A 24061-nucleotide genomic window follows, 5' to 3' on the forward strand; every position below is an offset into this window, starting at 1 on the left:
CGTGGGGCGCGTTGTGACTTGCGTGCGTCAGCGGTTGGCCGACATGCTCTTCGGGCCGCGTCCCAGGGTGACCGCGCCGGATTGCGCGATCTCCCGGATGCCGTACGGATCGAGCATCCGCAGCAGCGCCTCGAGTTTCTCGGCGGTGCCGGTCGCCTCCACGGTCAGCGACTCCGGGGAGACGTCGATCACCTTGGCGCGGAACAGATTCACGACCTCGATGACCTCCGAGCGCACCGTGGAGTCGGCGCGCACCTTGACCATCATCAGCTCACGTGAGACCGAGCTAGACGGGTCCTGCTCGACGATCTTGATCACGTTGATCAGCTTGTTGAGCTGCTTGGTGACCTGCTCGAGCGGGAAGTCCTCGACGGAGACCATGATCGTCATCCGCGAGACACCCTTGAGCTCGGTGGGCCCCACGGCGAGAGACTCGATGTTGAATCCGCGCCGGGAGAACAATCCCGACACGCGGGCCAGGACGCCCGGACGGTCCTCGACGAGGACGCTGAGGGTATGGGTACTCACTTCTGCTCGCCCTCCTGGCCGAGATTGGTGCTCTGATTGACCACTTCGTGGATGTCGGCGGGATCGGAGGCCGACGCATCGTCGTCGAACAGCGGCCGGATGTCGCGGGCCGCCATGATCTCGTCATTGCCGGTTCCGGCGGCGACCATCGGCCACACCTGTGCGTCGGCACCGACGATGAAGTCGATGACGACCGGACGGTCGTTGATCTCGCGGGCCTTGGCGATGACCTCGTCGACCTCTGCCTCGTTCTCCACCCGGAACGCCGCACAGCCCAGCGCCTCGGCCAACTTGACGAAGTCGGGGATGCGCATCGAGTGGGTCGCCAGGTCGGTGTTGGAGTAGCGCTCCTCGTAGAAGAGGGTCTGCCACTGCCGCACCATGCCGAGGTTGCCGTTGTTGATCAGGGCAACCTTGATCGGGATGCCCTCGATCGCACACGTGGCCAGCTCCTGATTGGTCATCTGGAAGCAGCCGTCGCCGTCGATGGCCCACACCTCGGTGTCGGGCGCTGCCATCTTGGCACCCATCGCGGCGGGCACCGCGTACCCCATCGTGCCGAGTCCGCCGGAGTTGAGCCAGGTCCGCGGCTTCTCGTAGGAGATGAACTGCGCCGCCCACATCTGGTGCTGACCGACGCCTGCGCAGTACACGGCGTCGGGGCCGGCGAGCTTGCCGATCTGGGAGATCACGAACTCCGGCGACATCGAGCCGTCGGCGGGACGGTCATAACTCAGCGGATAGGTACGGCGGATGCCGTCGAGGTAGTCCCACCACTCCTCGAGCTCCGGCGTGGTGCCGGTGGTGGCCCGTTCGGCACGCAGTGTGTCGAGCAGATCGAGGATGACCGCTTTGCAGTCGCCGACGATCGGCACGTCCGCGTGGCGGTTCTTGCCGATCTCCGCCGGGTCGATGTCGGCGTGAATGACCTTGGCGCCCTGGGCGAATGACGAAAGCTGGCCGGTCACCCGGTCATCGAAGCGGGCGCCGAGCGTGATCAGCAGGTCGCTGCGCTGCAACGCGGCGACGGCCGCGACGGTGCCGTGCATCCCCGGCATGCCCAGGTGCTGCGGATGCGAGTCGGGGAACGCGCCGCGCGCCATCAGGGTGGTGACGACGGGGATGCCGGTGAGCTCGGCGAGTTCGAGCAACTCCGCCGAGGCGTTGGCCTTGATGACCCCGCCGCCGACGTAGAGCACCGGGTTCTTGGCGGCGTTGATCATCCGCGCCGCCTCCCGCACCTGCTTGCCGTGCGGCTTGGTCACCGGCCGGTAGCCGGGCAGGTCGATCTGCGGCGGCCACGAGAAGGTCGTTTGGGCCTGCAGGATGTCCTTGGGGATGTCGACCAGCACCGCACCGGGACGACCGCTCTCGGCGATGTGGAAGGCCTCGGCGATGACCCGCGGGATGTCGATCGCGTTGTACACCAAGAAGTTGTGCTTGGTGACCGGCATGGTGATACCGGAGATGTCGGCCTCCTGGAAGGCGTCGGTGCCGATGAGCGCGCGACCGACCTGGCCGGTGATCGCGACGACGGGCACCGAGTCCATCTGCGCGTCGGCGAGCGGGGTGACGAGGTTGGTGGCGCCGGGACCCGACGTCGCCATCATCACCCCGGCGCGGCCGGTGACCTGTGCATAACCGGTGGCCGCGTGTCCCGCCCCCTGCTCGTGACGGACGAGCACGTGGCGGACCTTGCGCGAATCGAGCAGCGGGTCGTACACCGGGAGCACCGCACCGCCGGGAATACCGAAGACCACCTCGACACCGAGTTCTTCCAGCGAACGGACCACCGACTGCGCGCCGCTGACGCGCTCGGGGGCGACGGTGTTCTGCCGTACCGCGCGGAGGCTGCCCGCCGCCGGCGATTCCTGACGCGACCCGGCGCCCGGAGTGGTCGTGTCCGTACGTGCTGTTGGTGCGCTCACTGCACGGTCCTTCGTGTTCATGGTCGACGGTCGTCGTTCTCAGTCGCAGGTGGACTGCCGTACTGGTCTGTACTACCGCTCAACCGGGGATTCGGGGTCAATGGGGGTGGGCAACAAAAAACCCCCGACAGCGGTTGCTGTTCGAGGGTGGCGCGTCGATGCTTGGAGGTCGATGAAGTGACCGGTCAGGCGACGACGCGCCGGCCGATTACTACGAGAAGCTCGTTGTGCATCACGTCAATCACGGTAGGACTGCAGATAGTGCAGAGTCAAACTCGTCTCCCCCGCGTCCCAGATCCTGGGAAATCACTGGTCCTCGGCACCCCCGCACGTCAAGAGCACCGACGCCCGGATGCCACAATGGGATCGTGACTCGTTCTTCCTCCGGCGCTCGGTCGTCCACCCCGTCCTCGTCCGATTCGGCACGGTCGACCCCGGCGGAGTCGACCACGGCAACATCGTCGGAGCAGACGTCCGACGCCGTCGCGTTGCCGCAGGAGTTCAAGGTCAGCAAGCTCGCCTATTTCGCCGTGCCCGCGACCTTCCTGGTGGTGCTGATCCTGGCCGGCACCAGCCTCGCGTGGTTCGGCTGGACCTTCGCGGTCCCGGTCCTGCTCGCGGTGTGGATCTGGCGCATCAAGACCGTGGTGACCGAGGACGGGCTGCGCGCGGTCGGCACCTTCGGTTCCAGGGAGGTCGCCTGGCCCGACATCGAGGGCCTGCAGTTCAGCCGGTGGGGCCCGGTGCGGGCGGTGCTCACCGACGGCGATCGTGTCCGCCTGCCCGCCATCACCTTCCAGGACATGCCGCGACTCTCGGCGGCCAGCGCCGGCCGGATTCCCGACCCCTTCGCCGCCGCCCGCGACGCACGCTGAGGCGAGCGGGAACTGTTTTGTTCGCGCACGTCAGCGAGGAGTACCGTGGACGCGGCTGATCGTCCACGCCATCGTGTCGACGGTCGCGGTCAGCGCCGGCGGCGAGGAAACAAGCCCACCACCACCTCCTGAGTCGGACCCGCTCGCGAACACCCTCGAGCGGTTCGCGCGCTGACCCCACGTCAGTGCCGTGTGCGTCCGCAATGCGGGCGCCCAAGCGAACCCGATCGAGGAAACCCCATGCCACCCTTGCGGTCCCGAACCACCACCGTCGGACGCGAAGCCGCCGGCGCCCGCTCCCTGTGGCGCGCCACCGGAATGACCGACGACGACTTCGGCAAGCCGATCGTCGCGATCGCCAACTCCTACACGCAGTTCGTCCCCGGGCACGTTCATCTCAAGGACGTGGGTGAGATCGTGGCCGAGGCCGTACGCGCCGCCGGCGGGGTGCCCCGCGAGTTCCACACGATCGCCGTCGACGACGGGATCGCGATGGGCCACGGCGGCATGCTCTACTCGCTGCCGAGCCGCGAGATCATCGCCGACAGCGTCGAATACATGGTCAACGCCCACACCGCCGACGCCCTGGTGTGTATCTCCAACTGCGACAAGATCACCCCGGGCATGCTCAATGCCGCGATGCGCCTGAACATCCCGACGGTCTTCGTCTCCGGTGGACCGATGGAGGCGGGCAAGGCCGTCGTCGTCGACGGCGTCGCGCATGCGCCCACCGACCTCATCACCGCCATCTCGGCGTCGGCCAACAGCGACGTCGACGAGGCCGGGCTCGGCGAGGTCGAGCGCTCGGCGTGCCCGACCTGCGGGTCGTGCTCGGGCATGTTCACCGCCAACTCGATGAACTGCCTCACCGAGGCGCTGGGTCTGGCCCTGCCGGGCAACGGTTCGACCCTGGCCACCCACGAGGCCCGTCGGGCGCTGTTCTCCCGAGCCGGTCGAGTCGTCGTCGAGGCCGCCCAGAAGTGGTACCGCGACGACGATGCCTCGGTGCTGCCCCGCAACATCGCGGGCCCGACCGCCTTCCGCAACGCCATGGCCCTCGACGTCGCCATGGGCGGGTCGACGAACACCGTGCTGCACATCCTCGCCGCCGCGCAGGAGGGTGAGGTCGCCGATTTCGATCTGTCTGTCATCGACGAGATCAGCCGCGGGGTGCCCTGCCTGTCGAAGGTCGCGCCCAATTCGGACTATCACATGGAAGACGTGCACCGGGCCGGTGGCATCCCGGCCATCCTCGGCGAACTGCGTCGTGCCGGGCTGATCGACGACTCGGCGCCGACCGTGCACTCCCCGAGTATCGCGGCGTTCCTCGACGACTGGGACATCCGCGGCGGCAAGGCGACCGACGAGGCCATCGAACTGTTCCATGCCGCGCCGGGCGGGGTGCGTACCACCACCCCGTTCTCGACCGCCAACCGGTGGGACGAGCTCGACACCGACGCCCACGGCGGCTGCATCCGCGACAAGGACCACGCCTACACCGTCGAGGGTGGGCTCTGTGTGCTGCGCGGCAACCTCGCGCAGGACGGTGCCGTCCTCAAAACCGCGGGGATCGACGACGATCTGTGGCACTTCGAGGGCCCGGCGCGCGTCGTGGAATCCCAGGAGGAGGCCGTGCAGGTCATCCTGTCCAAGACGCTGCAGGCCGGCGAGGTGCTCGTCGTCCGCTACGAAGGGCCGTCCGGCGGGCCGGGCATGCAGGAGATGCTGCACCCGACGGCCTTCATGAAGGGCACCGGGATGGGCAAGAAGTGCGGCCTGATCACCGACGGCCGGTTCTCCGGCGGCTCGTCGGGTCTGTCGGTCGGTCACATCTCCCCGGAGGCGGCCGCCGGCGGCGTCATCGGGCTCATCGAGGACGGCGACCCGATCGTCATCGACGTCAAGACGCGACAGCTCGCCGTTCTCGTCGACGACGAGGTGCTCGCGGAGCGCCGCGCCAAGATGGAGGCCTCCGAACGGCCGTGGCAGCCCAAGGACCGGCAGCGCACGGTGACCACGGCGTTGCGCGCCTACGCCAAGCTGGCCACCTCGGCCGACAAGGGCGCGGTCCGTCAGGTCGACTGAATCCAGTTCTTCCCGAAGCATTTGGTTCTTCCTCGGGAGATTTCCCGGGGAAGAACCGACTGCTCGGGGACGAACGTGTCGTTCGCGCTACCGCGGGTTGCCGGCGGAGTTGAGCGGGTTGGTCCCGTTGAACAGCATCCACACCGCGACCGCGGCGGCGATGCCCACGATCAGCCAGGCGACGGACCCGAGGAACGGCCGACGCGCCCAGCCTCGGGAGGCGTCGAAGGCGTAGAGCCCCGGACCGGTCAGCACCAGGGCGGCGGCCGCCACCGCGAGGACGAGCTCGTACTCGATGCCACCGGCTGCGGCGAAGAAGGCGAATCCACCGGCCAGCGTCGTCTTGTAGGCCGCGGCCAGGAGCATCACCGAGACGATCGCACACGCTCCGATCGGGGTGAACAGGCCCAGGACGACCATCGCGCCGCCGATGGTCTCGGCCAGCGCGCCGACGATCGCCAGCGGCCGGGTGACGTCGGAGTGGAACCCGATCGTCGGGTTGGGATTGTTGGCGAGCATCTCCTGATACCCCGACAATCCCGGACCACCCCAGAGCCCGAACAGCTTTTGCAGACCATGCGCGACGGCGACGATGCCGATGGCCACCCGCAGCAGCAGCAGGCCCAGATCGAGGGTGCCGCGCGGGGCCGTCACGGTGATCGGTTCGGCACGGGCGGCCTCGACGGTGGGTGCATCGTCGGCATGGTCGGCGTCGGCAGCATCGAGGTCGGCGGCATCGAGGTCGGCGGCGCGCCGGCCGAACAGACCCCGGCGCCGGCGGCCGGTCTCGGGCTGATCGTCGCGATCGGTACCGGCCCGCGCATCATCGTCGGTACCCGCGACGTCGCCGTCGAGATCGTCGCCGGCCGGCTCTTGCTCACCCAGCGCCCGGGTGGTCGGCAACGGCTCCTCACCGTGCAGGAGTGCTCGGGTGGGCGTCTCCGCCGGCTGCGCGCGTTTGCGCGACAGCTCGGGGAACGTCTCCTCCACCGACGGGATCGGTGTCGCGGGAAGTTTCTCGGTCGCCGGCTCCGGCTGGGTCGATGTCGCACCAGTCGATGTCGCGCCGGTCGGCTTCTCGATGGCCGCCGTCTCCGCGTCCGCTGCAGCCCCCGGGTTTTCAGCCATCACGGGTGGGATCGGCACGGGATTGCGGCGCGGTGGGCGCTGCTGCGGTATGCCGATCGGCCGGGTCTCCACCTCACCCGGGTCGAGGTCGTCGAGCGAATCCACCCGCGACAACCGTCCGGGTCGACGATGGTGCCGCTCATAGAAGGCGTCGCGGTCGGCGTCGCTGATCTCGGGTGTGGCGCTCTCGGGTCTGGCGCCCTCGGGTCGGCGAAACGCTCCCGTCGGTTCGTCGTAGGGGCTCGGTGGCTGGAACGTCTTGTCCGGCGCGTCGGGATGTTCGCGATCGGTCACATGGCCGATGCTAGAGGTTTCCGACCCTCGGGCGGCCGATCGCCGCGCGGTCGGCGCATCGCAATCGCCTACTGTGGTGGGCATGCGAGAGGGGCGGCGAATGCAGCGACGAGGGGCCGGGCCCGGTCGGCGTCGTCGGACGCTCGTCGCGTGTCGCCACCGGGTGACCGTGCTGATCGGTGTCCTCGCAGTGATGCTGACCGTCGCCGCCTGTGCGGATTTCTCGCAGCAGGATCGTGATCAGGCCGCTGGTCCGTTCAGCCCGAACAACGAGTCGTTCGAAGTGCAGTCGACCCAGCCTCCGCAGTCGACACCGGACAACCCGGGACAGGAGAGCCCTCCCCCGCCGGGACCCTGCGTCGATCCCGATCCCGCCGTGATCGCGACGTGCCTCGCCTCCACCGGCGGCGTGCGCGCGGGCGACGACGAGGGCGCGGTCACCGTCGTCGCCGAACGCACGACCGGCAAGATCATCACCACCAAAAGGTATGGGCCACAACGGGTCGTGGCGTCCTTCGACGTGGACGGATCGGGTGACGGAGGGTTGATCGACTTCGCCTTCTCCCCGACCTATCAGCAGGATCAGCTGATCTACGCGTTGATCACCACGCCCACCGATAATCGGGTGGTACGCCTCGCCCCCGGTGACGTCGCCAAACCGATTCTGACCGGAATCCCCAAGGGCGCCACCGGAAACATGGGCGCGCTGCTGTTCGCCTCGCCCTCGGAGTTGCTGGTGGCGACCGGAAACGCCGGCAACCCCGCGGCCGCCGGCGATCCCGGATCGCTCGCCGGCAAACTCCTCGCGGTCACCGACCTATCCTCCGGGTCGACCACCCGGCCGAAGATCCTGGCCTCCGGACTCGGCGCGAATGTCGCGTTGTGTCCCAGCGCCTCCGGTGGTCTGTACATGACGGATCAGGGTCCGACCGAGGACCGCCTGCAATCGGTCGAGGAGTCGGGGGCGACGACGGTGCTGTGGACCTGGCCCGACAAACCGCAGATCGCCGGCTGCGCCGCGACCGGCGGACAGATCTTCGTCACCGAGACGCGGACCCAGCGCATCGAAGCGATCAACGAACCCACCAGGCAGCGCCCGACCATCACTCCGCCGACCGTCGTGCTGGAGAAACGCTACGGAGCGCTGGGCCGGATCACCGCGCTGGACAACGGGGTCGTGCAATTCGCGACGGTGAACCGCGCCTACGGGCAGCCGGTGAGCACCGACGATCGCGTCGTACGGTTCATCCCGCCGGCGGGGTCGGAGAGCAACACCTGAGTCGAGCCGCCCCTGGCCCCTACTGGCAGGCGGCCAGCACGAGCTCCTGAACGCGCGCCGGATCCGCTTGTCCCCGCGTAGCTTTCATGACATCGCCGACGATCTTGCCGGCCGCTTTCACCTTGCCCCCGCGGATCTTCTCGACGATGTCGGGGTTGGCGGCCAATGCGTCGTCGATGGCCTTCTGCAACGCCGAGTCGTCGCGTACCACCTCGAGCCCGCGATCGGCGACGATCTGTGCCGGTTGGCCTTCGCCGTCGAGTACCGCGACGGCCACCTGCTGGGCGAGTTTGGTGGTCAGCTTGCCCTCGTCGACGAGTCCGATGATCTCGGCGACCTGCTCGGGGGTGATGGGCAGATCGGCGAGGTCGCTACCGCGACTGTTGGCCTGCTGGGCCAGGAACGACACCCACCACCCGCGTGCGGCTTCCGGTGCGGCGCCGGCGTCGACGGTTGCGATGATCAGGTCGACCGCCCCGACGTTGACCAGGTCACGCATGACCTCGTCGGACACGCCCCACTCCTGCTGGATACGGGCGCGGCGCACCCACGGCAACTCCGGCAGGGTCGCGCGGATCTCCTCGATCCACTCCGCGGCCGGCTGCACCGGCGGCAGGTCGGGCTCGGGGAAGTAGCGATAGTCCTCGGCGGTCTCCTTGCGTCGTCCGGGCGAGGTGGTGCCGTCGGTCTCGTGGTAGTGCCGGGTCTCCTGCACGATCTGTCCGCCGGCGGTGAGCACCGCGGCCTGCCTGCGCATCTCGAAGGTCACCGCCGTCTCGACACTCTTGAGCGAGTTGACGTTCTTGGTTTCGGTACGGGTACCGAATTCGCTTGCGCCCTTGCGCATCAGGGACACGTTGGCGTCGCAACGCAGCGACCCCTGATCCATCCGCACGTCGGAGACCCCGAGCGACTTAAGCAGATCCCGAAGCGCGGTCACATAGGCGCGGGCCACCTCGGGCGCGCGCGCTCCGGCACCGACGATGGGTTTGGTGACGATCTCCACGAGTGGCACCCCGGCCCGGTTGTAGTCGAGCAAGGAGTGATCGGCCCCGTGGATGCGCCCGGCGCCACCGATGTGCAGCGACTTGCCGGTGTCCTCCTCCATGTGTGCGCGCTCGATCTCCACGCGCCAGGTGGTGCCATCGGAGAGTGCGACGTCGAGGTGACCTTCGTAGGCGATCGGCTCGTCGTACTGACTGATCTGGTAGTTCTTCGGCTGATCGGGATAGAAGTAGTTCTTGCGGGCGAACACGCTCGAGGGACGAATCGAGCAGTTCAGTGCGAGACCGATACGGATCGCGTATTCGATGGCGGTGGCGTTGACCACCGGGAGTGAGCCCGGCAGGCCGATGCACACCGGGCAGACCTGGGTGTTGGGGTCGGCCCCGAACGCTGTGGGGCAGCCGCAGAACATCTTGGTCGTGGTACCGAGTTCGACGTGGACCTCGAGTCCCATCACCGGATCGAATTCGTCGATGACCTGGTCGTAGTCCATCAATTCGGCAGCTGCGGCAGTCATGGCCACCAGTTTATGCGGCCGCGGGTCGGGACAAATCTCGGGGACGAAAGCAGGGACGTCCCCGATGCCACCGGCGCCGCAGACACCTAGCGTTTCAGGTGTCAGATGCCCCGGCGAAAGGACGCCCGATGACCATTCACCAGACACCGCACACCACACCGGTTCCCACCGCACGCCGGCTCACCCGCTCACGCGGCGACGCCTGGCTCGGCGGGGTGTGCGGCGGCATCGCCGCACGCTATGGATGGGACGCGACGCTGGTCCGCGCGGCGTTCGTCGCCTCGATCCTTCTGCCCGGTCCGCAGGTGCTGCTGTATCTGCTGCTGTGGATCGTGATCCCCCGCGACCCGGCGTGAACCGGGCCGCACCTCAGCCGAAGATGACCCGGATCTCCTGATACTGGTCCAGCGGCACCGTCTTGGGGTTGGCCAGCGCCTCGTCGAAGGTGATCCGGTGCATCTCGGTGCCGCGCAGCGCGATCATGTGACCCCAGTACTTGTCGGCGACGAGGTCGGCGGTGGCCATACCCATGCGAGTGGCCAGCACCCGGTCGAACGAGGTGGGCGTGCCGCCGCGCTGGATGTGTCCGAGCACGGTCGCGCGGGTCTCGATGCCGGTGCGCTCCTCGATCATCGGTGCCAGCACCTCGGCGATACCGCCGAGGCGCGGACGGTTGAAACCGTCGAGCCCCTTGGTGGAGTGGGCTTCTCCCATGTCGGGCAACTTGAAGCCCTCGGCGACGACGACCATCGGCGCGCGGCCGCGATTCTTGACGCTGGTCACCCACGCGCAGATCTGATTCATGCTCTCGGGTTGCTCCGGGATCAGGATCGCGTGCGCGCCGCCGGCGATCCCCGAATGCAGGGCGATCCAGCCCGCGTGGCGTCCCATCACCTCGAGCACCATGCAGCGTTTGTGCGAGTTGCCCGTGGTCCGCAGCCGGTCGATCGCCTCGGTGGCGATGTTGACCGCGGTGTCGAAGCCGAACGTGTAGTCGGTGGCGTTGATGTCGTTGTCGATCGTCTTGGGGACGCCGACGATGTTGATGCCGTCGGTGTAGAGACGTTTGGCCGCCGATGCGGTGCCCTCACCGCCGATGGCGATGACACCGTCGATCCCGAGGTTCTTGAGAACCTTCTTGATGGCGTCGGGGCCACCGTCGGGTTCGGAGTACGGGCCGAACCGGCTCGTGCCGAGGATGGTGCCGCCCTGGTTGGACAGGCCACGCACCACCGAGCGGTCGAGTTCCATGATGTCGCCATAGACGAGGCCGTACCAGCCGTCGCGGAAGCCGACGAACTCGTGGCCGTAGACCGTCTCACCCTTGAGTACTGCGCCGCGGATCACCGCGTTCAGTCCGGGGCAGTCGCCGCCGGATGTGAGAATCCCGAATCTCTTGGCCATACCGCTGTGAGCCTCCTGCCCGTTGGAGCCGGGATCGCCGGAATTCCGCGCGACCCCGCGTCTGCACACAATCTAGTGCCGACGGCGCCCTCGTGCCCGCCGTCGGGACCCGCGCGGCGGGCTCGCGGTCCTCACTTGAGCCCGTTCTCGTAGGCGAAGACGACCGCCTGGGCGCGATCGCGCAACGACAACTTGGTCAGGACGCTGCTCACATGGGTTTTCACGGTCTGTTCGGCGACGAACAGGTCGGTGGCGATCTCCTGGTTCGATTTGCCATCGGCGACGAGATCGAGCACCTCACGCTCCCGCGGGGTCAACGTCTCCACCGCCGCGTCGGAACGGGGGCGCGCCCGGCGCCCGGTGACCTCACGGATGAGGCGGCGGGTGATCGACGGCGCCAGCAGTGCCTCGCCCGCGGCGACCACCCGAACCGCCCGGACGAGTTCGTCGGCGGGGGCGTCCTTCAACAAGAAACCCGACGCACCGATCCGCAACGCCTCGTACACATAGTCGTCGATGTCGAAGGTGGTCAACATCAGCACCTTCGTGCGGCCTGCGACGCCGTCGGCGGGTAGTTGCACCTCGTCGGCGCCACGCGCACCGAGAATCTGTGCGGCCGCCCACAACCCGTCGCGGCGCGGCATCCGCACATCCATCAGGACCACATCGGGATGGACCCGGCGACACAATTCCACGGCCTCGATGCCGTCGGCGGCGTCACCGAGCACCGACAGATCGGGTTGAGCGGCGAGCAGGGCCGAGAATCCTTGACGGACCATCGCCTGGTCATCGGCGACGACGAGCGTGATCGGCACGGCCGCAACGTTACCCGTTGGCGGGGAGCTCCGGCACCGCACCATGCGACACCGCTCGCGACGACATCACCGGAGTCCGTGCCGAGGCGGGGATGTGGGCGCGCACCGCGAATCCGCCGTCGGATGTGGGTGTGGCGGTCAGGGATCCGGCCACCGCCCGCGCCCGGTCGCCCATGCCCGCGATACCCACCCCGGCCCCGGACAGGTGCAGGGGAGGTTCGGTCGGGGCGGTGTTGACGACGCTGACCTGTGCGGCGGGACCCGCGTACGGCTCGCCGACGACCGGGGTCAGACGCACCTCGATGTCGCCGCCCGGCGCATGCCGCGTCGCGTTGGCCAGGCATTCCTGGACGATGCGATAGATCACCAGCGCCGACGACTCGGCGAACACCGGGTGGTCGAGTTCGTCGGTGAAGTCGATTCGCGCGCCGGCCCGGCGGGTCTGGCTGATCAGCGCGTCGATGTCGGCGAGGCCGGGACTCGGGGCGGGCGCCGCCTCCCCTCCATCGCCGGCTCCCGACACCCGCAGGACGCCGAGCAATTGCCGCACCTCGTCGAGTGAGGTGCGCGCGGCCTGCGCGATCGCCTCGAACTCGGCCGCGCAGACCTCGTCGACGTCGGGCAGCCGGTACCGCGCGGTCTGGGCCATCACGACGACCATCGACATGCGATGTGCCACAACGTCGTGCAGGTCTCGAGCGATCCGGGCACGTTCCTGCAGCACCGCACTGGTCGACTCGGCGACCTTGGTCTCCTCGGTGCGCACGGCGAGTTGCCTGCGCGAGGTGAGCAACCCGCGCAGCAGGGCCACGACGACGGCCATGAAGGTCAGTCCGACCACCCAGCCGACCCGCGCGCCCGGCGGTGCCGCGAACGCCATCACCAGCGACGCGCAGATCCACACCGGCGCGAGCAACCGCAACGGGCAGCGCAGATACGCCATGAACGTCAGGATCAGGAACGCGATGATGTGGGTGACCTGAATCGTCCACGGCCACCCCGGTGCCGCGGGGATGAACAGCCCGATGAGCTGCGCCCCGATCACCGAGATCGCCCAGCCCAGCATCGGCGCACTCCACGCCATCGCCACCGGCCACGCCGCCACCGCAGCCAGGATCGGCCAGACGTACGCCGGAACATCCAGTGTCAGAGGCATTGTCGGCCACGACACCGCGAACAGCACCCCCGCGAAGATCACGAAGAACCAGTTACCCGGAGACCGCACCCAGGCACGCACGCCCGGGTGCGCAACAACCGGCAACGTGCGCAGTTCATCCACGGCCGCATCGCGCGCCGCTCGGACCATCCGTCCCATCATGTGATCACCTCGACCTCCACGCTAGGCGGCGTATCGGTCGAAGTCCTCATACTGCGGAGTGGGATCCGCACGCTACCCAAGAGCCAGACCGGTCCACAGTCACCCTCTACGGAGCCGACACCGATCGGCTCGCGCGGGCGATGTGCCCACGTGATCATCGTTCCTAGCGTCAGCGGCATGACTTCTGACGATGCTCGACGAACACGGCGGCGACGTGGCTTCCGTCCGGTGATGTGGATTCTGATCGGCCTGACCGTGATGGCGTTGCACGTGATGGCCGCCGGAAGGGCATCGGCGGTGCTCGATCACTCCCCGACCGACGCCACCGCCGCGGAGCAGACGGTTCGCGTGCTCGTCGGCCCCCATCCGGAGAGCGTGCAGCGTGTTCTCCCCACGGATTTCGCGGCCGTCATGGGTTATCGACCAGTGCTCGAGAACGGCTACCCGGCCAACCCCGACGGCGGCTGCTCATCGCCGATCCCCTTACCCGAGCGGTTTGAGAATGCTTGCCGCACACACGATTTCGGCTATGATCTGCTGCGCTACGCGCAGCGCACCGGCCGCCCGCTGGGCCCGTGGGCCCGACCGGCCCTCGATCACATGCTCATCGAGCGGATGCACGCGGCGTGCCACGATCCCGTGTGTTCGGCTGCCGCCGAGCTCAGTCGCGCCGGCCTGGCCCTGAACACGTGGCGGCAGTACTCCGGCCCGCCGGCACCGTCGGAGTCGATGACGACGATCGCGGCGTCGACCGCCGTTCGGGTCATCGCCGAGGTCGGTGGCCACAGCGGGGTGGCGCGATGACCTCCGCCGTCGACACCGTCGCACCGAACCGACGAGCACTGGGCCGACGAGCGCTGGTCCGACGAGCACTGGGCCGACTCTCCCCACCGGGTTCGCTCACCGTGGTCGGCGGGCTCATCGGCGCGCTCATCGCCTTGTGGCCGGGCTCGTTGCCACGGGATGTCGTCACCGCAGCCGTCCTGACCGGCGTGTGCGTGGCGGTGATGACGGCGGTGGGTCGTGCACTCGGGTCGGCACGGCCCGAACGCCTCATCACCTCGTGGGCGGTTGCCGCTCTCGCGGTCGCCGTCCTGATGGCCGGGTCGATTGCAAACACGTTGTGGCAGAACATTCTCCGCAGCGATATCGGAATCGCAGGCGTGGGGCCCGCATACCCTGCGGCGACGGCCGCGGCCGGATGTGCGGGGTTCGTCGCGGTCGCATGGTTCGGGCGCCGCGCTGCGATGGCGGCAACCGCAGCACTCGCCACGGTCGTACTGTTCGCCACGCCCGCGACCTCGGCTGCCGCATCGATCGATGCCACACCCACGGCTGCCGATATCGACCGAACAGCAACCGTTCTCACCGACACGTGGGTTCGCGAGGGCGGTTTGCGCCGCGGCGCGGTGGTGATCGCGGTACCCACCGGATCGGGGTGGGTCGACCCGCAGGCGACGACGGCGATGCGCGCACGTCTGCACGACGATGTGGAGTTCTTGTCGTTGCCGTACGCATCGGCCTCGTCCTGGCGGGTCTTCGTCTCCGACCGCGGTTCGGCCGCAACCGCAACCGTGGCCCTGTTACGCCACGTCCTCGACGCCCGCGACTCGCTGCCGCCGGGTGTCGCTCGACCGCGGGTGTACCTCTACGGACAGAGTCTGGGCGCCCTCGGCGCCGACCGTGCGCGGGAGTGGGCCAATACCCGCCATCCGGGTGCGGTGGCGGGCACCGTGCTGGCCGGGGTCCCCGCCGACACCGTCGATCCGCGGGGCGGCGGGTCGTCGCGCATCGTGTTCGCCAACTCGTCCGACCCGGTCACCCGATGGTCGACGGCAGCGGTGTGGCGCCCACCGACACGCCCGGCGCAGACCCGGATCGTGGGTGCGCGGATGCACACCCCGCCGTGGCTGCCGGTGGTGTCGTTCGTGCAGACGTCGGTGGATCTGCTCGGCGCCCTCGACGGCCCCGCCGGGACCGGGCACCGCTACGGGCCCGAACAGGGCGCGCTGCCGTGATGCCGGGAAGTTACGCGATCGGCCCGCGGGCGGCTTCGTAGGCCGCCCCCACACGGTAAAGCCGGTCGTCGGCGAGTGCCGGAGCCATGATCTGCAACCCGACGGGCAGCCCGTCGTCGGCGGAGACACCGGACGGCACCGACATCGCCGCGACACCGGCGAGGTTCACCGGGAGCGTCGCCAGGTCGAACAGATACATCGCGAGCGGATCGTCGACCCTCTCGCCGATCCGGAACGCGGTCGTCGGGGTGGTCGGTGAGACCAGGACGTCGACCTTCTCGAAAGCGGCGTCGAAGTCGGCGGCGATGAGGGTTCGCACCTTCTGGGCCTGACCGTAGTAGGCGTCGTAGTAGCCCGAGGACAGTGCGTAGGTGCCGATCATGATGCGGCGCTTGACCTCCGGGCCGAAACCGGCTTCCCGGGTGAGCGCCATGACCTCTTCGGCGCTGTGGTGGCCGTCGTCGCCGACGCGCAGTCCGTAGCGCATGGCGTCGAAGCGCGCGAGGTTGCTCGACACCTCGCTGGGCAGGATCAGGTAGTACGCGCCGAGCGCGTAGGTGAAGTGCGGGCACGACACCTCGACGACCTGCGCCCCGCGCGCGGTCAGCTCGGCAACGGCCTGTTCGAAGGAGGCGAGCACCCCGGACTGGTAGCCCTCCCCCTGGAGTTCGCGGACAACGCCCACGCGCACGCCACTCAGATCGCCCGCCGCACCGGCCTTGGCCGCGCCGACCACATCCGGGACCGGGGCGTCGATCGAGGTGGAGTCGCGCGGGTCGTGACCGGCGATGATCTCGTGGAGCAGCGCGGTGTCGAGCACGGTGCGCGCACACGGCCCACCCTGGTCGAGCGACGACGCGCACGCGACAAGCCCGTACCGGGAGACGGTGCCGTAGGTCGGCTTGACGCCGACGGTGGCGGTGACCGCGGCGGGTTGGCGGATCGATCCACCGGTGTCGGTGCCGATGGCCAGCGGGGCCTGGAACGAGGCGAGTGCCGCAGCACTACCGCCGCCCGAGCCGCCGGGAATCCTGGTGACGTCCCAGGGATTTCGCGTCACCTGGTAGGCGGAGTTCTCGGTGGAACTGCCCATCGCGAACTCGTCCATGTTGGTCTTGCCGAGGATCGGCAGACCCGCCGAGCGCAGCCGCTCGGTGACGGTCGCGTCGTACGGGGGCACCCAGCCTTCGAGGATCTTCGACCCGCAGGTGGTCGGCGCATCGGTGGTGGTGAACACGTCCTTGAGGGCGATCGGTACACCGGCAAGCGGCGACCGCGCCTCGCCCGCGGCGATGGCGTCGTCGGCCGCCTTGGCCGCCACCAGCGCTTGCGGACCGCTGACGTGCAGGAATGCGCCCAGTTGGTTGTCGATCTCGGCGATGCGATCGAGATGCGCCGAGGTCACCTCGACCGAGGACACCTCGCGGGCGGCGATCTTGGCGCCCAGTTCGGCGGCGGTCAGGCCGGTGATCTCGGTGGACGTACGGGTCGACGGCGCGCTCACTGTTCCTCCCCCAGGATCTGCGGGACCGCGAAACGATCCTGCTCGACGGCGGGCGCCCCGGACAGCGCCTGCTCGGTGGTCAGCCCCGGTACGGCCACATCGGGACGCAGCACATTGGCCAGCGCCGCCGGATGGGCGGTCGGTGGCACGTCGTCGGCGGCCACCTCCGACACCTGCGCGACATGGGCGAGAATCGAATCGAGTTGCTGCGCATAGACGTCGAGTTCGTCCTCGCTCAGCGCCAGCCGCGACAGCCGGGCCAGATGCGCAACCTCGTCGCGGGTGATCGCAGATCCGGTGGCCGCGGATCCGGTGTCCACAGACCCCGTGCTCGCGGACTCTGAGTCCCCTGCCATGTCGATCGTGTCCTTCCGTGCCGGATCTCGCCGGGCCCGATGCGTCGCCGGGCCCGATGTCGCTGCGGTCGGTCTACCGACCGGCAACCCCGTCAAGCCTAGGCCACGGTCAGCGCAGCCATCGCGCCAGGCGGGCGGTGATCCACGGCAGCAGCACGTACACCATCACCGGGGTGCTGATCAGCGTGGCGATCAGCGTCTTGAGCACCAGCGGCAGATCACCGAGATGGGCAACCACCAGATAATTGATCAGCACCGACAACGGGAAGAATCCCAGCCAGATGGTGATCGCCTGCTTCCAGCGCGGCGGCGGCGCACCGAGCACGCGGACCGCATGCGTCAGATGGGATTGCGGTTCGAACCATCGCTCGATACCCGAGAGTCGATGCGTGGCGTGTTCGACCGCCACGCCCTCGCCTCGCGTCAGCCATGCCCGGCGAACCGGAGACCTGTCCCAGTCGTCGAGCGCCGACCCGTCGGCGAACCGATAGACGACGTAGTACTCGTCGGGCCGTTTTGCCGACCGTAGCCAGCCGCCCCCGAGAAATCCGGGAAAGGTTCGCGCCAACGCGATTCCGGCGTCGGTCCACGTGACGAAGTCATGTTCTCGGCCCGGCTCGATGCGCCGGGCCACCGATGTGGTCACATGCGCCGCCTCACGGTCGGGTGCGTGCGCGCCGGACCGGTCGCCGGGTTCTGTGTCGTCGTTGGTGTCGGCCACGGTTCCATCGTGGCGTCGGTTCGGTCACCGTGCAGCGTCGCCGCGTCGGGAAGTGATTAGACGGGCGTAGGATCGCCGGCGTGATCATCGTCACGAGCGCGTCGCTCGCATGCTGCCGAACGTGCGCCCACACCGCATTCGCCATCGCCGATGACCGTGCTCGGGGATTCGCGTGACCGGCATCGTCGCCGACCGCACCCGGGCACCGGCGGCCCGTCCTCGGCAGCACCGCTGGGCCGGTGCGACAATGGCGGCCGTGTCCTACCTGCTTCGGGTGTACCTCCAAGACCGGCCGGGAAGTCTCGGTCTGCTCGCCGTCCAGCTCGGCTCGGTCGGCGCCGACATCTTGTCCCTCGAGGTCGTCGAACGTGCGGACGGCTATGCGGTCGATGACCTCGTGGTCGAGGTGGCGCCCGGCTCACTGCCGGACACGCTGATCACCGCCGCAGAGAAGGTCAAGGGCGTCCGGGTGGACTCGATCCGCCCGTACTCCGGAGTGCTCGACACCCATCGCGAGCTGGAGTTGGTCGATCAGGTCGCCACCGCACTCGATGACCGATTGCAGGTACTGGTCGACAATGCGCCTCGCGTGCTGCGGGTGTCGTGGGCGACGGTGCTGACCCGGGCCGCGGGTGGTGTGCTGCAGTTGTTCGGCAGTTCCGGTGCGCCCGAGACGCATGCGACAACTGTGGACTGGCTCCCGCTGCAGAGCGCCGTCCGGCTCGACTCCGAAGCCGACTGGGTACCCGAGGGTTGGCAGGAGATGGACACCCGGTTGGCGGCCGCTCCGCTCGGTGACGGATCGAAGGCAATTCTGTTGGGACGCATCGGCGGACCGGACTTCCGTCCGTCGGAGATCGCGCGACTCGGTTATCTCGCCGGGATCGTGTCCACGGTGTTGCGCGCGGAGTCCTGAGCGCCCGTGCCCGAGATCACCGTGGTACGCGGCGACATCACCGACGAGTCGGTGGATGCGATCGTCAACGCCGCCAACTCCTCGCTCCTCGGTGGCGGCGGGGTCGACGGAGCGATTCATCGCAGAGGTGGCCCGGCCATTCTCACCGCCTGTCGGGAATTGCGCGCGAGCACCTATCCCGACGGATTGCCGACCGGCGCGGCAGCGGCGACGACCGCCGGCGACCTCGACGCCCGATGGGTCATCCACACCGTCGGGCCGGTGTACTCCACCTCCGACGACCGCTCGCCACTACTCGCTTCGTGTTATCGCGAATCCCTACGTGTCGCCGACGATCTCGGCGCCGAGACGGTGGCCTTCCCAGCCATCTCGACCGGGATCTACCGATGGCCCGTCGAGGGCGGCGCACGGATCGCCGTGCAGACCGTCCGCGAATCGTCGACGGCGGTGCGATCCGTGCGATTCGTGGTTTTCGACGATATCGCCCACCGAGCCTTCGACGCCGCCCTGGGCTGAGCCAGGCCGCCATTCGCGCATCCGCCCTATTCGCGGATCTGCATGAGGGTCACCGCGGCGCCCTCGTCACCGTCGATTCGGTAGGTGAACGTCGACGGACCGTTGAACCCGTCGCCACCGACGGAGGCCTTGACGACGACCGTGCGCACGTCGGGGAACTCGGCCGAGAGCACCTCGAGTGTCATGTTCTTGCCGATGTACTCGGCGTCACTCCATGCGGCGATCGGCTCCCGACCGGTGAAGGTGCGACCCCAATCATCCACCGCCCCATCGGGTGTGAATGTGGCGAGATCACCCGCATTGGTTGCCTCGATCGACGCGCGGACAGGTGCGGGTAGGGAGCTGATGGGCGGGGCGTCGGTCATGGGTGTCGCCTCCTCGGGTTCGTTGCGGCTCGATCGGCACTCACCGGGTGGTGTAGCCGCCGTTGGCGAACAGAGTCTGTCCGGTGATCCAATGCCCATCGGTGGCAAGGAATTTCACGATCGGTGCGATATCGGAGATCTCCGTCAGCCGCCCACCCATGGCCTGCGACTTGTGGAACTCGACACGCTCGGGGGTCTCCTGCGGATAGAAGAACGGGGTGTCCATGGGCCCGGGCGCAATGTTGTTGACCGAGATCCCGCGGTCGGCGAATTCCTTTGCCGCCGCGCGGGTGAAGTGCTCCACGGGACTCTTGCTGCCGGCATAGGTCGAGTACCCGTCGGTGAATGCGGCCAGCAGCGAGGTGACGATGGTGACCACCGATCCGTTGTCGGACAACCGTTTACCGGCTTCGGCGAGGAAGAAGAAGGCGCTCTTGGCATTGATGTCGAACATCGAATCGTATTCGGCCTCGGTGACCTCGACCAGCGGTTTCCGCAGTACCTTGCCGACTGTGTTGACCGCCAGATCGACGCTGCCGAAGGCGTCGATGGCGGCGTCGAAGAGCGCGGTGACCGCGGCCGGACGAGTGAGATCGCCGGCGACCGTGATCGCCTCGGCGCCCAGCGCCGCGATCTCGGCGACGGTGCGCTCGGCATCTGCACGTGAGGAGTCACCGTGATGGTGGACGACCACGTTGGCGCCGGATCGCGCGAGTTCGGTCGAGATCAGTCCACCGAGATTCTTGGCGCCGGCCGCAACGACGGCGGTCTTGCCGGACATATCCTCATGTGTGATCGCCGAGTGCGTGACGGTGCCGGTCATGCGCCCCCATTTCGTTGTCTCGTCCCTACGCGATCGGCATGTCGCCTCTCGCCTGTGGTCATTCACGCTACGAGCAGCGATACACAAACACCATCGATTTGTATTGGTATTCGATCAACTACCATTTGTATATGCCCGACGCTTCGGAGTTTTCCCTGCCATTGCCGGACATTCGTCGACTCGAACAATTCGTCGCGGTAGCCGAATCGGATACCCTCGCGGACGCGGCGACCAGGGTCTTCGTCACCCAGCAGGCCCTGTCGACCGCCATCCGACGGCTCGAGAACGAGTTGGGCGTATCCCTGTTCAATCGGGAGCATCGCGGGCTGACGCTGACCCCGGCCGGCGAGGATCTCCTGCGCAATGCACGTGCGATCCTCACCGGCGCGCGCCATCTCACCCGCTCGGTGCGGGCCGTGGCGCAGCAGCGTCCACCGGTTTTCGTCGTCGGACATTCGCCGGCTCTCTCCGGCGCCGAGGTCTTCTCTATCGTCGAATCCGCTGTCCAGCGTCACGAGGACATCCCGGTGACCGCCCGACCGGTGTTTCCGGCACAGTTCGTCGATGATCTGCTGCAGAACCGGGTCGATCTGGTCCTGCGCCGCGGCATCGACACCCCATCCGAACTGATCTCAGCCGTGATCGGCTATCAGGAACTCCGTCTGGCGGTGATGATCGATCACCCACTGGCCACCCTCGATCGGATCTCGATGTCCGACGTCGCCGAACACCCGGTGATCGTCTGGGCACCCGAACGTCACTCGTATTACACCGATTTCCTCGTCGCGCATTGTCGGCGGTCGGGGTTCGAACCGATCCTGCGGATCAATCGGGTCCAGGGCACGCCACCGACCACCGCTGTGCTCGTGGACACCACGGCGTGCGCCTTCGTGACCGCGCCTGCAGGCCCGGCGCACGGCGGCCGGGTGATGGTCAAGGAGTTCACCGACCCTCCGCTGTCTCCCATCCAGGCACTGTGGCTGCCGCACACGGTCTCCGATTTCCGGACCGCGATTCTCAATTCGGCGCCGGCTCGCCTGTCTCCAGAAGGTGCTTGAAGCCGTCCTCGTCGAGGATGGGTACCCCGAGTTGTTCGGCCTTGTCGGCCTTGGAGCCGGGCGAATCCCCCACCACCACGAAGTCGGTCTTCTTCGACACCGATCCCGATGCCTTACCGCCGCGGACGAGGATCGCTTCCTTGGCGCCGTCGCGCGAGAAATCCTGCAATGACCCGGTGACGACGATCGTCTTGCCCTCCAATGTGCGCTCGATCGACTCGTCTCGCTCGTCCTCCATGGAAACGCCTGCAGCACGCCACTTCTCGACGATCTCGCGATGCCAGTCGACGGTGAACCAATCGTGAATGCTCTGCGCGAGGGTGGGACCGACCCCCTCGACGGCGGCCAGGCGTTCCGGGTCGGCGTCCTCGATCGCCTGCAAGGAGCCGAATTCGGTCGCCAGCGCACGAGCCGTGGGCGGGCCGACGTGGCGGATCGACAGGCCGACGAGCACCCGCCACAGGGGCACCTCTTTCGCCTTGTCGAGATTGGCCAGCAGGCGCGTACCGTTCGCCGACAACGTGCCCTTCTTGGTGGTGAACAATGCGGTCTTCGCAAGATCATCTGCGTTGAGCGAGAACAGGTCGCCCTCATCGGTGATCACCCCGGCACTCAGCAACGCGCCGGCCGCCTCGTACCCGAGGGCCTCGATGTCGAAGGAACTGCGTCCGGCGAGGTGAAACAGTCGCTCACGCAGCTGCGCCGGGCACGACCGCGCGTTGGGACAACGGATGTCGGCGTCGCTGTCCTTCTCCGGCCGCAGCACCGAACCGCACTCGGGACATGTGTCGGGCATCTCGAAGGCGTACTCGCTGCCGTCACGCAGGTCGACGACGGGACCGAGGACCTCGGGGATCACGTCACCGGCCTTGCGGATGGTGACCGTGTCGCCGATGAGCACGCCCTTGCGCTTGACCTCCGACCCGTTGTGCAGGGTGGCCCGTGACACGGTGGAACCGGCGACGAGCACCGGCGCGAGCACCGCGAACGGGGTGACCCGGCCGGTGCGTCCGACATTGACCTCGATGCCGAGCAGTTCGGTGGTGACCTCCTCGGGCGGGTACTTGTAGGCGATCGCCCAGCGGGGTGCGCGCGAGGTGGCACCGAGTCGGCGTTGCAGCGTGACGTCGTCGACTTTGACGACGATGCCGTCGATCTCGTGCTCGACATCGTGGCGGTGCTCACCCCAGTAGGCGATCTTGTCGAGAATCGCCTCTGCGCCAACGAGTTTGGTGGTGTGCGAGGACACCGGCAGCCCCCAGGCACCGAGCGCGAGGTAGGCGTCGTGCAGTGACGCCGGGCGCCATCCTTCGGTGTGGCCGATGCCGTGGCAGATCATCCGCAGCCGACGTCGCGCGGTGATCTGGGGATTCTTCTGTCGCAGCGAACCCGCTGCGGAATTGCGCGGATTCGCGAACGGCGGCTTACCGTCGGCCACCAACGAGGCGTTGAGAGTCTCGAAGTCCTCCACTCGGAAGAAGACCTCACCGCGTACTTCGAGGACGTGCGGTATCGGGTACTCGTCGGAGGCGGTCAGGCGTTGCGGGACATCGGTGATGGTGCGCGCGTTGAGGGTGACGTCTTCGCCGGTGCGACCGTCACCGCGGGTGGTGGCATGATCGAGCACGCCGTCGCGGTACACCAACGCCAGCGCGACCCCGTCGATCTTGAGCTCGCACAGGTACTCGGTTCCCGAGCCCACCTCGTCGGCCACCCGGGCGACCCACGCTCGCATCTCGTCGGCGTCGAAGACGTTGTCCAGCGACAACATTCGCTCGAGATGGTCGACGGGCGTGAACGCGGTGGAGAAACCTCCGCCGACGAGCTTGGTCGGCGAGTCGGCAGTGGCCAGCTCCGGATGCGCCTCCTCGAGTTCCTGCAGACGCCGCAACAGCCGGTCGAACTCGCCGTCGGAGATGATCGGTGCGTCTTTGACGTAGTACCGGAACTGATGTTCACGGATCTCCTCGGCCAACGTCGACCACTGTTCTCGCACGTCGGCGGACGGACCGTCGTTTGCCACCTGATCTGCTTCTGCCACCCACCGAGCGTATCGAAACACCCCGACAGTTCTCCTCGAGCGTTCCGGCAAACATGTGCGCAGCGTGCGATGCCGGTCTCGGCCGTCGGGGGTGTCGAGGCCTTGACCATCGGGAGGGGGCTTCCTTACCGGGCGGAGGATCCCTTTTAGTCGCTGGTCGAGGTGCCGAGGAGCGCCAGCGACGAGCCTCGAGACCTGTTGCGCCGCTGCTGGTTCCGCCCCCGAACGGAAGCACGCCCGGGTCTAGAGTCCGCGGTCACCGAGTAGGTGGGCGAGTCGGGTGTCGACCGGCGAATTCGGGCCAGGGTCGGGGGTGAGGATTTCGACGAGGTCGTAGTATCCGTGCCCGAGCGGGACTCGGGTGCGGCGGATTCGGTCGGTGGGCAGCATCGAGTCCCGGTCGTCGCGTGTGGCGAGATCGGTATCGGCATCACCCTGTGTCGGGTCGGGTGGTGGATGCAACTCCGCGCGGATACGGGCCAGCGCGTCGGCATAGGTGGCCCCGACGTCGTGGAGTGCGTTGGTGCGTTTCGGGTTCGGTGTCGCCGCCCCGACCGGGGTGTTTTT

General features: G+C 68.0%; 22 protein-coding genes and 1 pseudogene. 9 read left to right on the forward strand and 14 right to left on the reverse strand.

Going from position 1 to position 24061, the window contains the following annotated elements; translation table 11 throughout:
- Nucleotides 1-27: 27 nt before the first annotated feature.
- Both ilvN and P3L18_RS02310 read right to left on the reverse strand, forming a co-directional pair.
- Nucleotides 28-528 carry an acetolactate synthase small subunit gene (gene ilvN / locus P3L18_RS02305; protein WP_006371017.1) on the reverse strand — a complete coding sequence of 167 codons (501 nt, stop codon included), beginning with the start codon at nucleotides 526-528 and terminating at the stop codon, nucleotides 28-30.
- Nucleotides 525-2456, reverse strand: a complete 1932-nt coding sequence (locus tag P3L18_RS02310) for an acetolactate synthase large subunit (protein ID WP_170320224.1) — start codon at nucleotides 2454-2456, stop codon at nucleotides 525-527. Before P3L18_RS02310 ends, ilvN begins: the two co-directional genes overlap by 4 nt.
- 368 nt (nucleotides 2457-2824) lie before the next feature.
- On the opposite strand from P3L18_RS02310, the gene P3L18_RS02315 reads away from it, so the two are divergent.
- Nucleotides 2825-3331, forward strand: coding sequence for a PH domain-containing protein (locus tag P3L18_RS02315; RefSeq protein ID WP_014360527.1), 507 nt, complete (start codon nucleotides 2825-2827; stop codon nucleotides 3329-3331).
- A 240-nt stretch (nucleotides 3332-3571) separates the two neighbouring features.
- A complete protein-coding gene (gene ilvD, locus P3L18_RS02320) occupies nucleotides 3572-5416 on the forward strand; it encodes a dihydroxy-acid dehydratase (RefSeq protein WP_276113122.1) in 1845 nt (614 codons plus the stop codon).
- Between the two features lie 87 nt (nucleotides 5417-5503).
- On the opposite strand, the gene P3L18_RS02325 is transcribed toward ilvD, so the two are convergent.
- On the reverse strand, nucleotides 5504-6838 hold the full coding sequence (locus tag P3L18_RS02325) for a DoxX family protein (RefSeq protein WP_079930279.1): 1335 nt from the start codon (nucleotides 6836-6838) through the stop codon (nucleotides 5504-5506).
- Between the two features lie 193 nt (nucleotides 6839-7031).
- Between P3L18_RS02325 and P3L18_RS02330 the strand changes: the two genes are divergently transcribed.
- On the forward strand, nucleotides 7032-8117 hold the full coding sequence (locus tag P3L18_RS02330) for a PQQ-dependent sugar dehydrogenase (RefSeq protein ID WP_346348417.1): 1086 nt from the start codon (nucleotides 7032-7034) through the stop codon (nucleotides 8115-8117).
- Nucleotides 8118-8136: 19 nt separating this feature from the next.
- On the opposite strand, the gene gatB is transcribed toward P3L18_RS02330, so the two are convergent.
- Nucleotides 8137-9639, reverse strand: a complete 1503-nt coding sequence (gene gatB / locus P3L18_RS02335) for an Asp-tRNA(Asn)/Glu-tRNA(Gln) amidotransferase subunit GatB (RefSeq protein ID WP_026920012.1) — start codon at nucleotides 9637-9639, stop codon at nucleotides 8137-8139.
- A gap of 128 nt (nucleotides 9640-9767) precedes the next feature.
- Here gatB and P3L18_RS02340 point away from each other — a divergent pair, with 128 nt between their 5' ends.
- Nucleotides 9768-9995: a PspC domain-containing protein gene (locus tag P3L18_RS02340; protein WP_276113124.1), complete on the forward strand. Its 228-nt coding sequence runs from the start codon at nucleotides 9768-9770 to the stop codon at nucleotides 9993-9995.
- A gap of 13 nt (nucleotides 9996-10008) precedes the next feature.
- Here the strand turns inward: P3L18_RS02340 and P3L18_RS02345 are convergent, their stop codons facing one another.
- The 3 genes from P3L18_RS02345 to P3L18_RS02355 all read right to left on the reverse strand — a co-directional run bounded on the left by P3L18_RS02345 (nucleotide 10009) and on the right by P3L18_RS02355 (nucleotide 13176).
- Nucleotides 10009-11043: a 6-phosphofructokinase gene (locus P3L18_RS02345; RefSeq protein WP_006371009.1), complete on the reverse strand. Its 1035-nt coding sequence runs from the start codon at nucleotides 11041-11043 to the stop codon at nucleotides 10009-10011.
- A gap of 131 nt (nucleotides 11044-11174) precedes the next feature.
- Nucleotides 11175-11858 carry a response regulator transcription factor gene (locus P3L18_RS02350; RefSeq protein WP_006371008.1) on the reverse strand — a complete coding sequence of 228 codons (684 nt, stop codon included), beginning with the start codon at nucleotides 11856-11858 and terminating at the stop codon, nucleotides 11175-11177.
- Nucleotides 11859-11868: 10 nt separating this feature from the next.
- Nucleotides 11869-13176: a histidine kinase gene (locus P3L18_RS02355; protein WP_276113125.1), complete on the reverse strand. Its 1308-nt coding sequence runs from the start codon at nucleotides 13174-13176 to the stop codon at nucleotides 11869-11871.
- A gap of 177 nt (nucleotides 13177-13353) precedes the next feature.
- Here P3L18_RS02355 and P3L18_RS02360 point away from each other — a divergent pair, with 177 nt between their 5' ends.
- Both P3L18_RS02360 and P3L18_RS02365 read left to right on the forward strand, forming a co-directional pair.
- Complete coding sequence (locus P3L18_RS02360) at nucleotides 13354-13980, forward strand: hypothetical protein (protein ID WP_265076660.1); 627 nt, start codon at nucleotides 13354-13356, stop codon at nucleotides 13978-13980.
- Entirely contained in the window at nucleotides 13977-15194 is a 1218-nt protein-coding gene (locus P3L18_RS02365; protein WP_265076661.1) for an alpha/beta-hydrolase family protein, read from the forward strand. The genes P3L18_RS02360 and P3L18_RS02365 overlap by 4 nt, the downstream gene beginning before the upstream one ends.
- Before the next feature lie 10 nt (nucleotides 15195-15204).
- On the opposite strand, the gene gatA is transcribed toward P3L18_RS02365, so the two are convergent.
- The 3 genes from gatA to P3L18_RS02380 form a co-directional block, all read right to left on the reverse strand.
- Nucleotides 15205-16698 carry an Asp-tRNA(Asn)/Glu-tRNA(Gln) amidotransferase subunit GatA gene (gene gatA / locus P3L18_RS02370; protein ID WP_014360536.1) on the reverse strand — a complete coding sequence of 498 codons (1494 nt, stop codon included), beginning with the start codon at nucleotides 16696-16698 and terminating at the stop codon, nucleotides 15205-15207.
- A complete protein-coding gene (gene gatC, locus P3L18_RS02375) occupies nucleotides 16695-17018 on the reverse strand; it encodes an Asp-tRNA(Asn)/Glu-tRNA(Gln) amidotransferase subunit GatC (RefSeq protein WP_014360537.1) in 324 nt (107 codons plus the stop codon). Before gatC ends, gatA begins: the two co-directional genes overlap by 4 nt.
- Nucleotides 17019-17163: 145 nt before the next feature.
- Nucleotides 17164-17775: an antibiotic biosynthesis monooxygenase gene (locus tag P3L18_RS02380; RefSeq protein WP_276113126.1), complete on the reverse strand. Its 612-nt coding sequence runs from the start codon at nucleotides 17773-17775 to the stop codon at nucleotides 17164-17166.
- Nucleotides 17776-18022: 247 nt separating this feature from the next.
- Between P3L18_RS02380 and P3L18_RS02385 the strand changes: the two genes are divergently transcribed.
- Together P3L18_RS02385 and P3L18_RS02390 are read left to right on the forward strand one after the other, a co-directional pair.
- Nucleotides 18023-18691, forward strand: coding sequence for a hypothetical protein (locus P3L18_RS02385; RefSeq protein WP_006371000.1), 669 nt, complete (start codon nucleotides 18023-18025; stop codon nucleotides 18689-18691).
- Between the two features lie 6 nt (nucleotides 18692-18697).
- Nucleotides 18698-19207, forward strand: coding sequence for an O-acetyl-ADP-ribose deacetylase (locus tag P3L18_RS02390; protein ID WP_014360539.1), 510 nt, complete (start codon nucleotides 18698-18700; stop codon nucleotides 19205-19207).
- A gap of 26 nt (nucleotides 19208-19233) precedes the next feature.
- On the opposite strand, the gene P3L18_RS02395 is transcribed toward P3L18_RS02390, so the two are convergent.
- Complete coding sequence (locus P3L18_RS02395; RefSeq protein WP_276113127.1) at nucleotides 19234-19572, reverse strand: nuclear transport factor 2 family protein; 339 nt, start codon at nucleotides 19570-19572, stop codon at nucleotides 19234-19236.
- A gap of 40 nt (nucleotides 19573-19612) precedes the next feature.
- Nucleotides 19613-20395, reverse strand: a complete 783-nt coding sequence (locus tag P3L18_RS02400) for an SDR family oxidoreductase (RefSeq protein ID WP_014360540.1) — start codon at nucleotides 20393-20395, stop codon at nucleotides 19613-19615.
- A 38-nt stretch (nucleotides 20396-20433) separates the two neighbouring features.
- Here P3L18_RS02400 and P3L18_RS02405 point away from each other — a divergent pair, with 38 nt between their 5' ends.
- Nucleotides 20434-21453 carry a LysR family transcriptional regulator gene (locus tag P3L18_RS02405; RefSeq protein ID WP_094600765.1) on the forward strand — a complete coding sequence of 340 codons (1020 nt, stop codon included), beginning with the start codon at nucleotides 20434-20436 and terminating at the stop codon, nucleotides 21451-21453.
- Here P3L18_RS02405 and ligA read toward each other — a convergent pair.
- Both ligA and P3L18_RS02415 read right to left on the reverse strand, forming a co-directional pair.
- Nucleotides 21413-23494, reverse strand: coding sequence for an NAD-dependent DNA ligase LigA (ligA, locus tag P3L18_RS02410; RefSeq protein WP_020170767.1), 2082 nt, complete (start codon nucleotides 23492-23494; stop codon nucleotides 21413-21415). The two genes, P3L18_RS02405 and ligA, sit on opposite strands and share 41 nt — an antisense overlap.
- Nucleotides 23495-23737: 243 nt before the next feature.
- Nucleotides 23738-24061: pseudogene (locus P3L18_RS02415) on the reverse strand (HNH endonuclease); the annotation flags it as partial.

It is taken from the genome of Gordonia sp. N1V (assembly GCF_029269935.1).
Classification (GTDB): Bacteria; Actinomycetota; Actinomycetes; order Mycobacteriales; family Mycobacteriaceae; genus Gordonia; species Gordonia polyisoprenivorans.

Excerpts from the sequence above, each read along its gene's own strand:
- P3L18_RS02330 (WP_346348417.1), top strand. The coding sequence starts at position 7,032 with ATGCTGACCGTCGCCGCCTGTGCGGATTTCTCGCAGCAGGATCGTGAT.
- P3L18_RS02385 (WP_006371000.1), top strand. The coding sequence starts at position 18,023 with ATGGCGGCCGTGTCCTACCTGCTTCGGGTGTACCTCCAAGACCGGCCG.
- P3L18_RS02360 (WP_265076660.1), top strand. The coding sequence starts at position 13,354 with ATGACTTCTGACGATGCTCGACGAACACGGCGGCGACGTGGCTTCCGT.
- P3L18_RS02345 (WP_006371009.1), bottom strand. The coding sequence starts at position 11,043 with ATGGCCAAGAGATTCGGGATTCTCACATCCGGCGGCGACTGCCCCGGA.
- P3L18_RS02365 (WP_265076661.1), top strand. The coding sequence starts at position 13,977 with ATGACCTCCGCCGTCGACACCGTCGCACCGAACCGACGAGCACTGGGC.
- P3L18_RS02355 (WP_276113125.1), bottom strand. The coding sequence starts at position 13,176 with ATGATGGGACGGATGGTCCGAGCGGCGCGCGATGCGGCCGTGGATGAA.
- ilvD (WP_276113122.1), top strand. The coding sequence starts at position 3,572 with ATGCCACCCTTGCGGTCCCGAACCACCACCGTCGGACGCGAAGCCGCC.
- P3L18_RS02340 (WP_276113124.1), top strand. The coding sequence starts at position 9,768 with ATGACCATTCACCAGACACCGCACACCACACCGGTTCCCACCGCACGC.
- gatB (WP_026920012.1), bottom strand. The coding sequence starts at position 9,639 with ATGACTGCCGCAGCTGCCGAATTGATGGACTACGACCAGGTCATCGAC.
- P3L18_RS02405 (WP_094600765.1), top strand. The coding sequence starts at position 20,434 with ATGTCGCCTCTCGCCTGTGGTCATTCACGCTACGAGCAGCGATACACA.
- P3L18_RS02400 (WP_014360540.1), bottom strand. The coding sequence starts at position 20,395 with ATGACCGGCACCGTCACGCACTCGGCGATCACACATGAGGATATGTCC.
- P3L18_RS02395 (WP_276113127.1), bottom strand. The coding sequence starts at position 19,572 with ATGACCGACGCCCCGCCCATCAGCTCCCTACCCGCACCTGTCCGCGCG.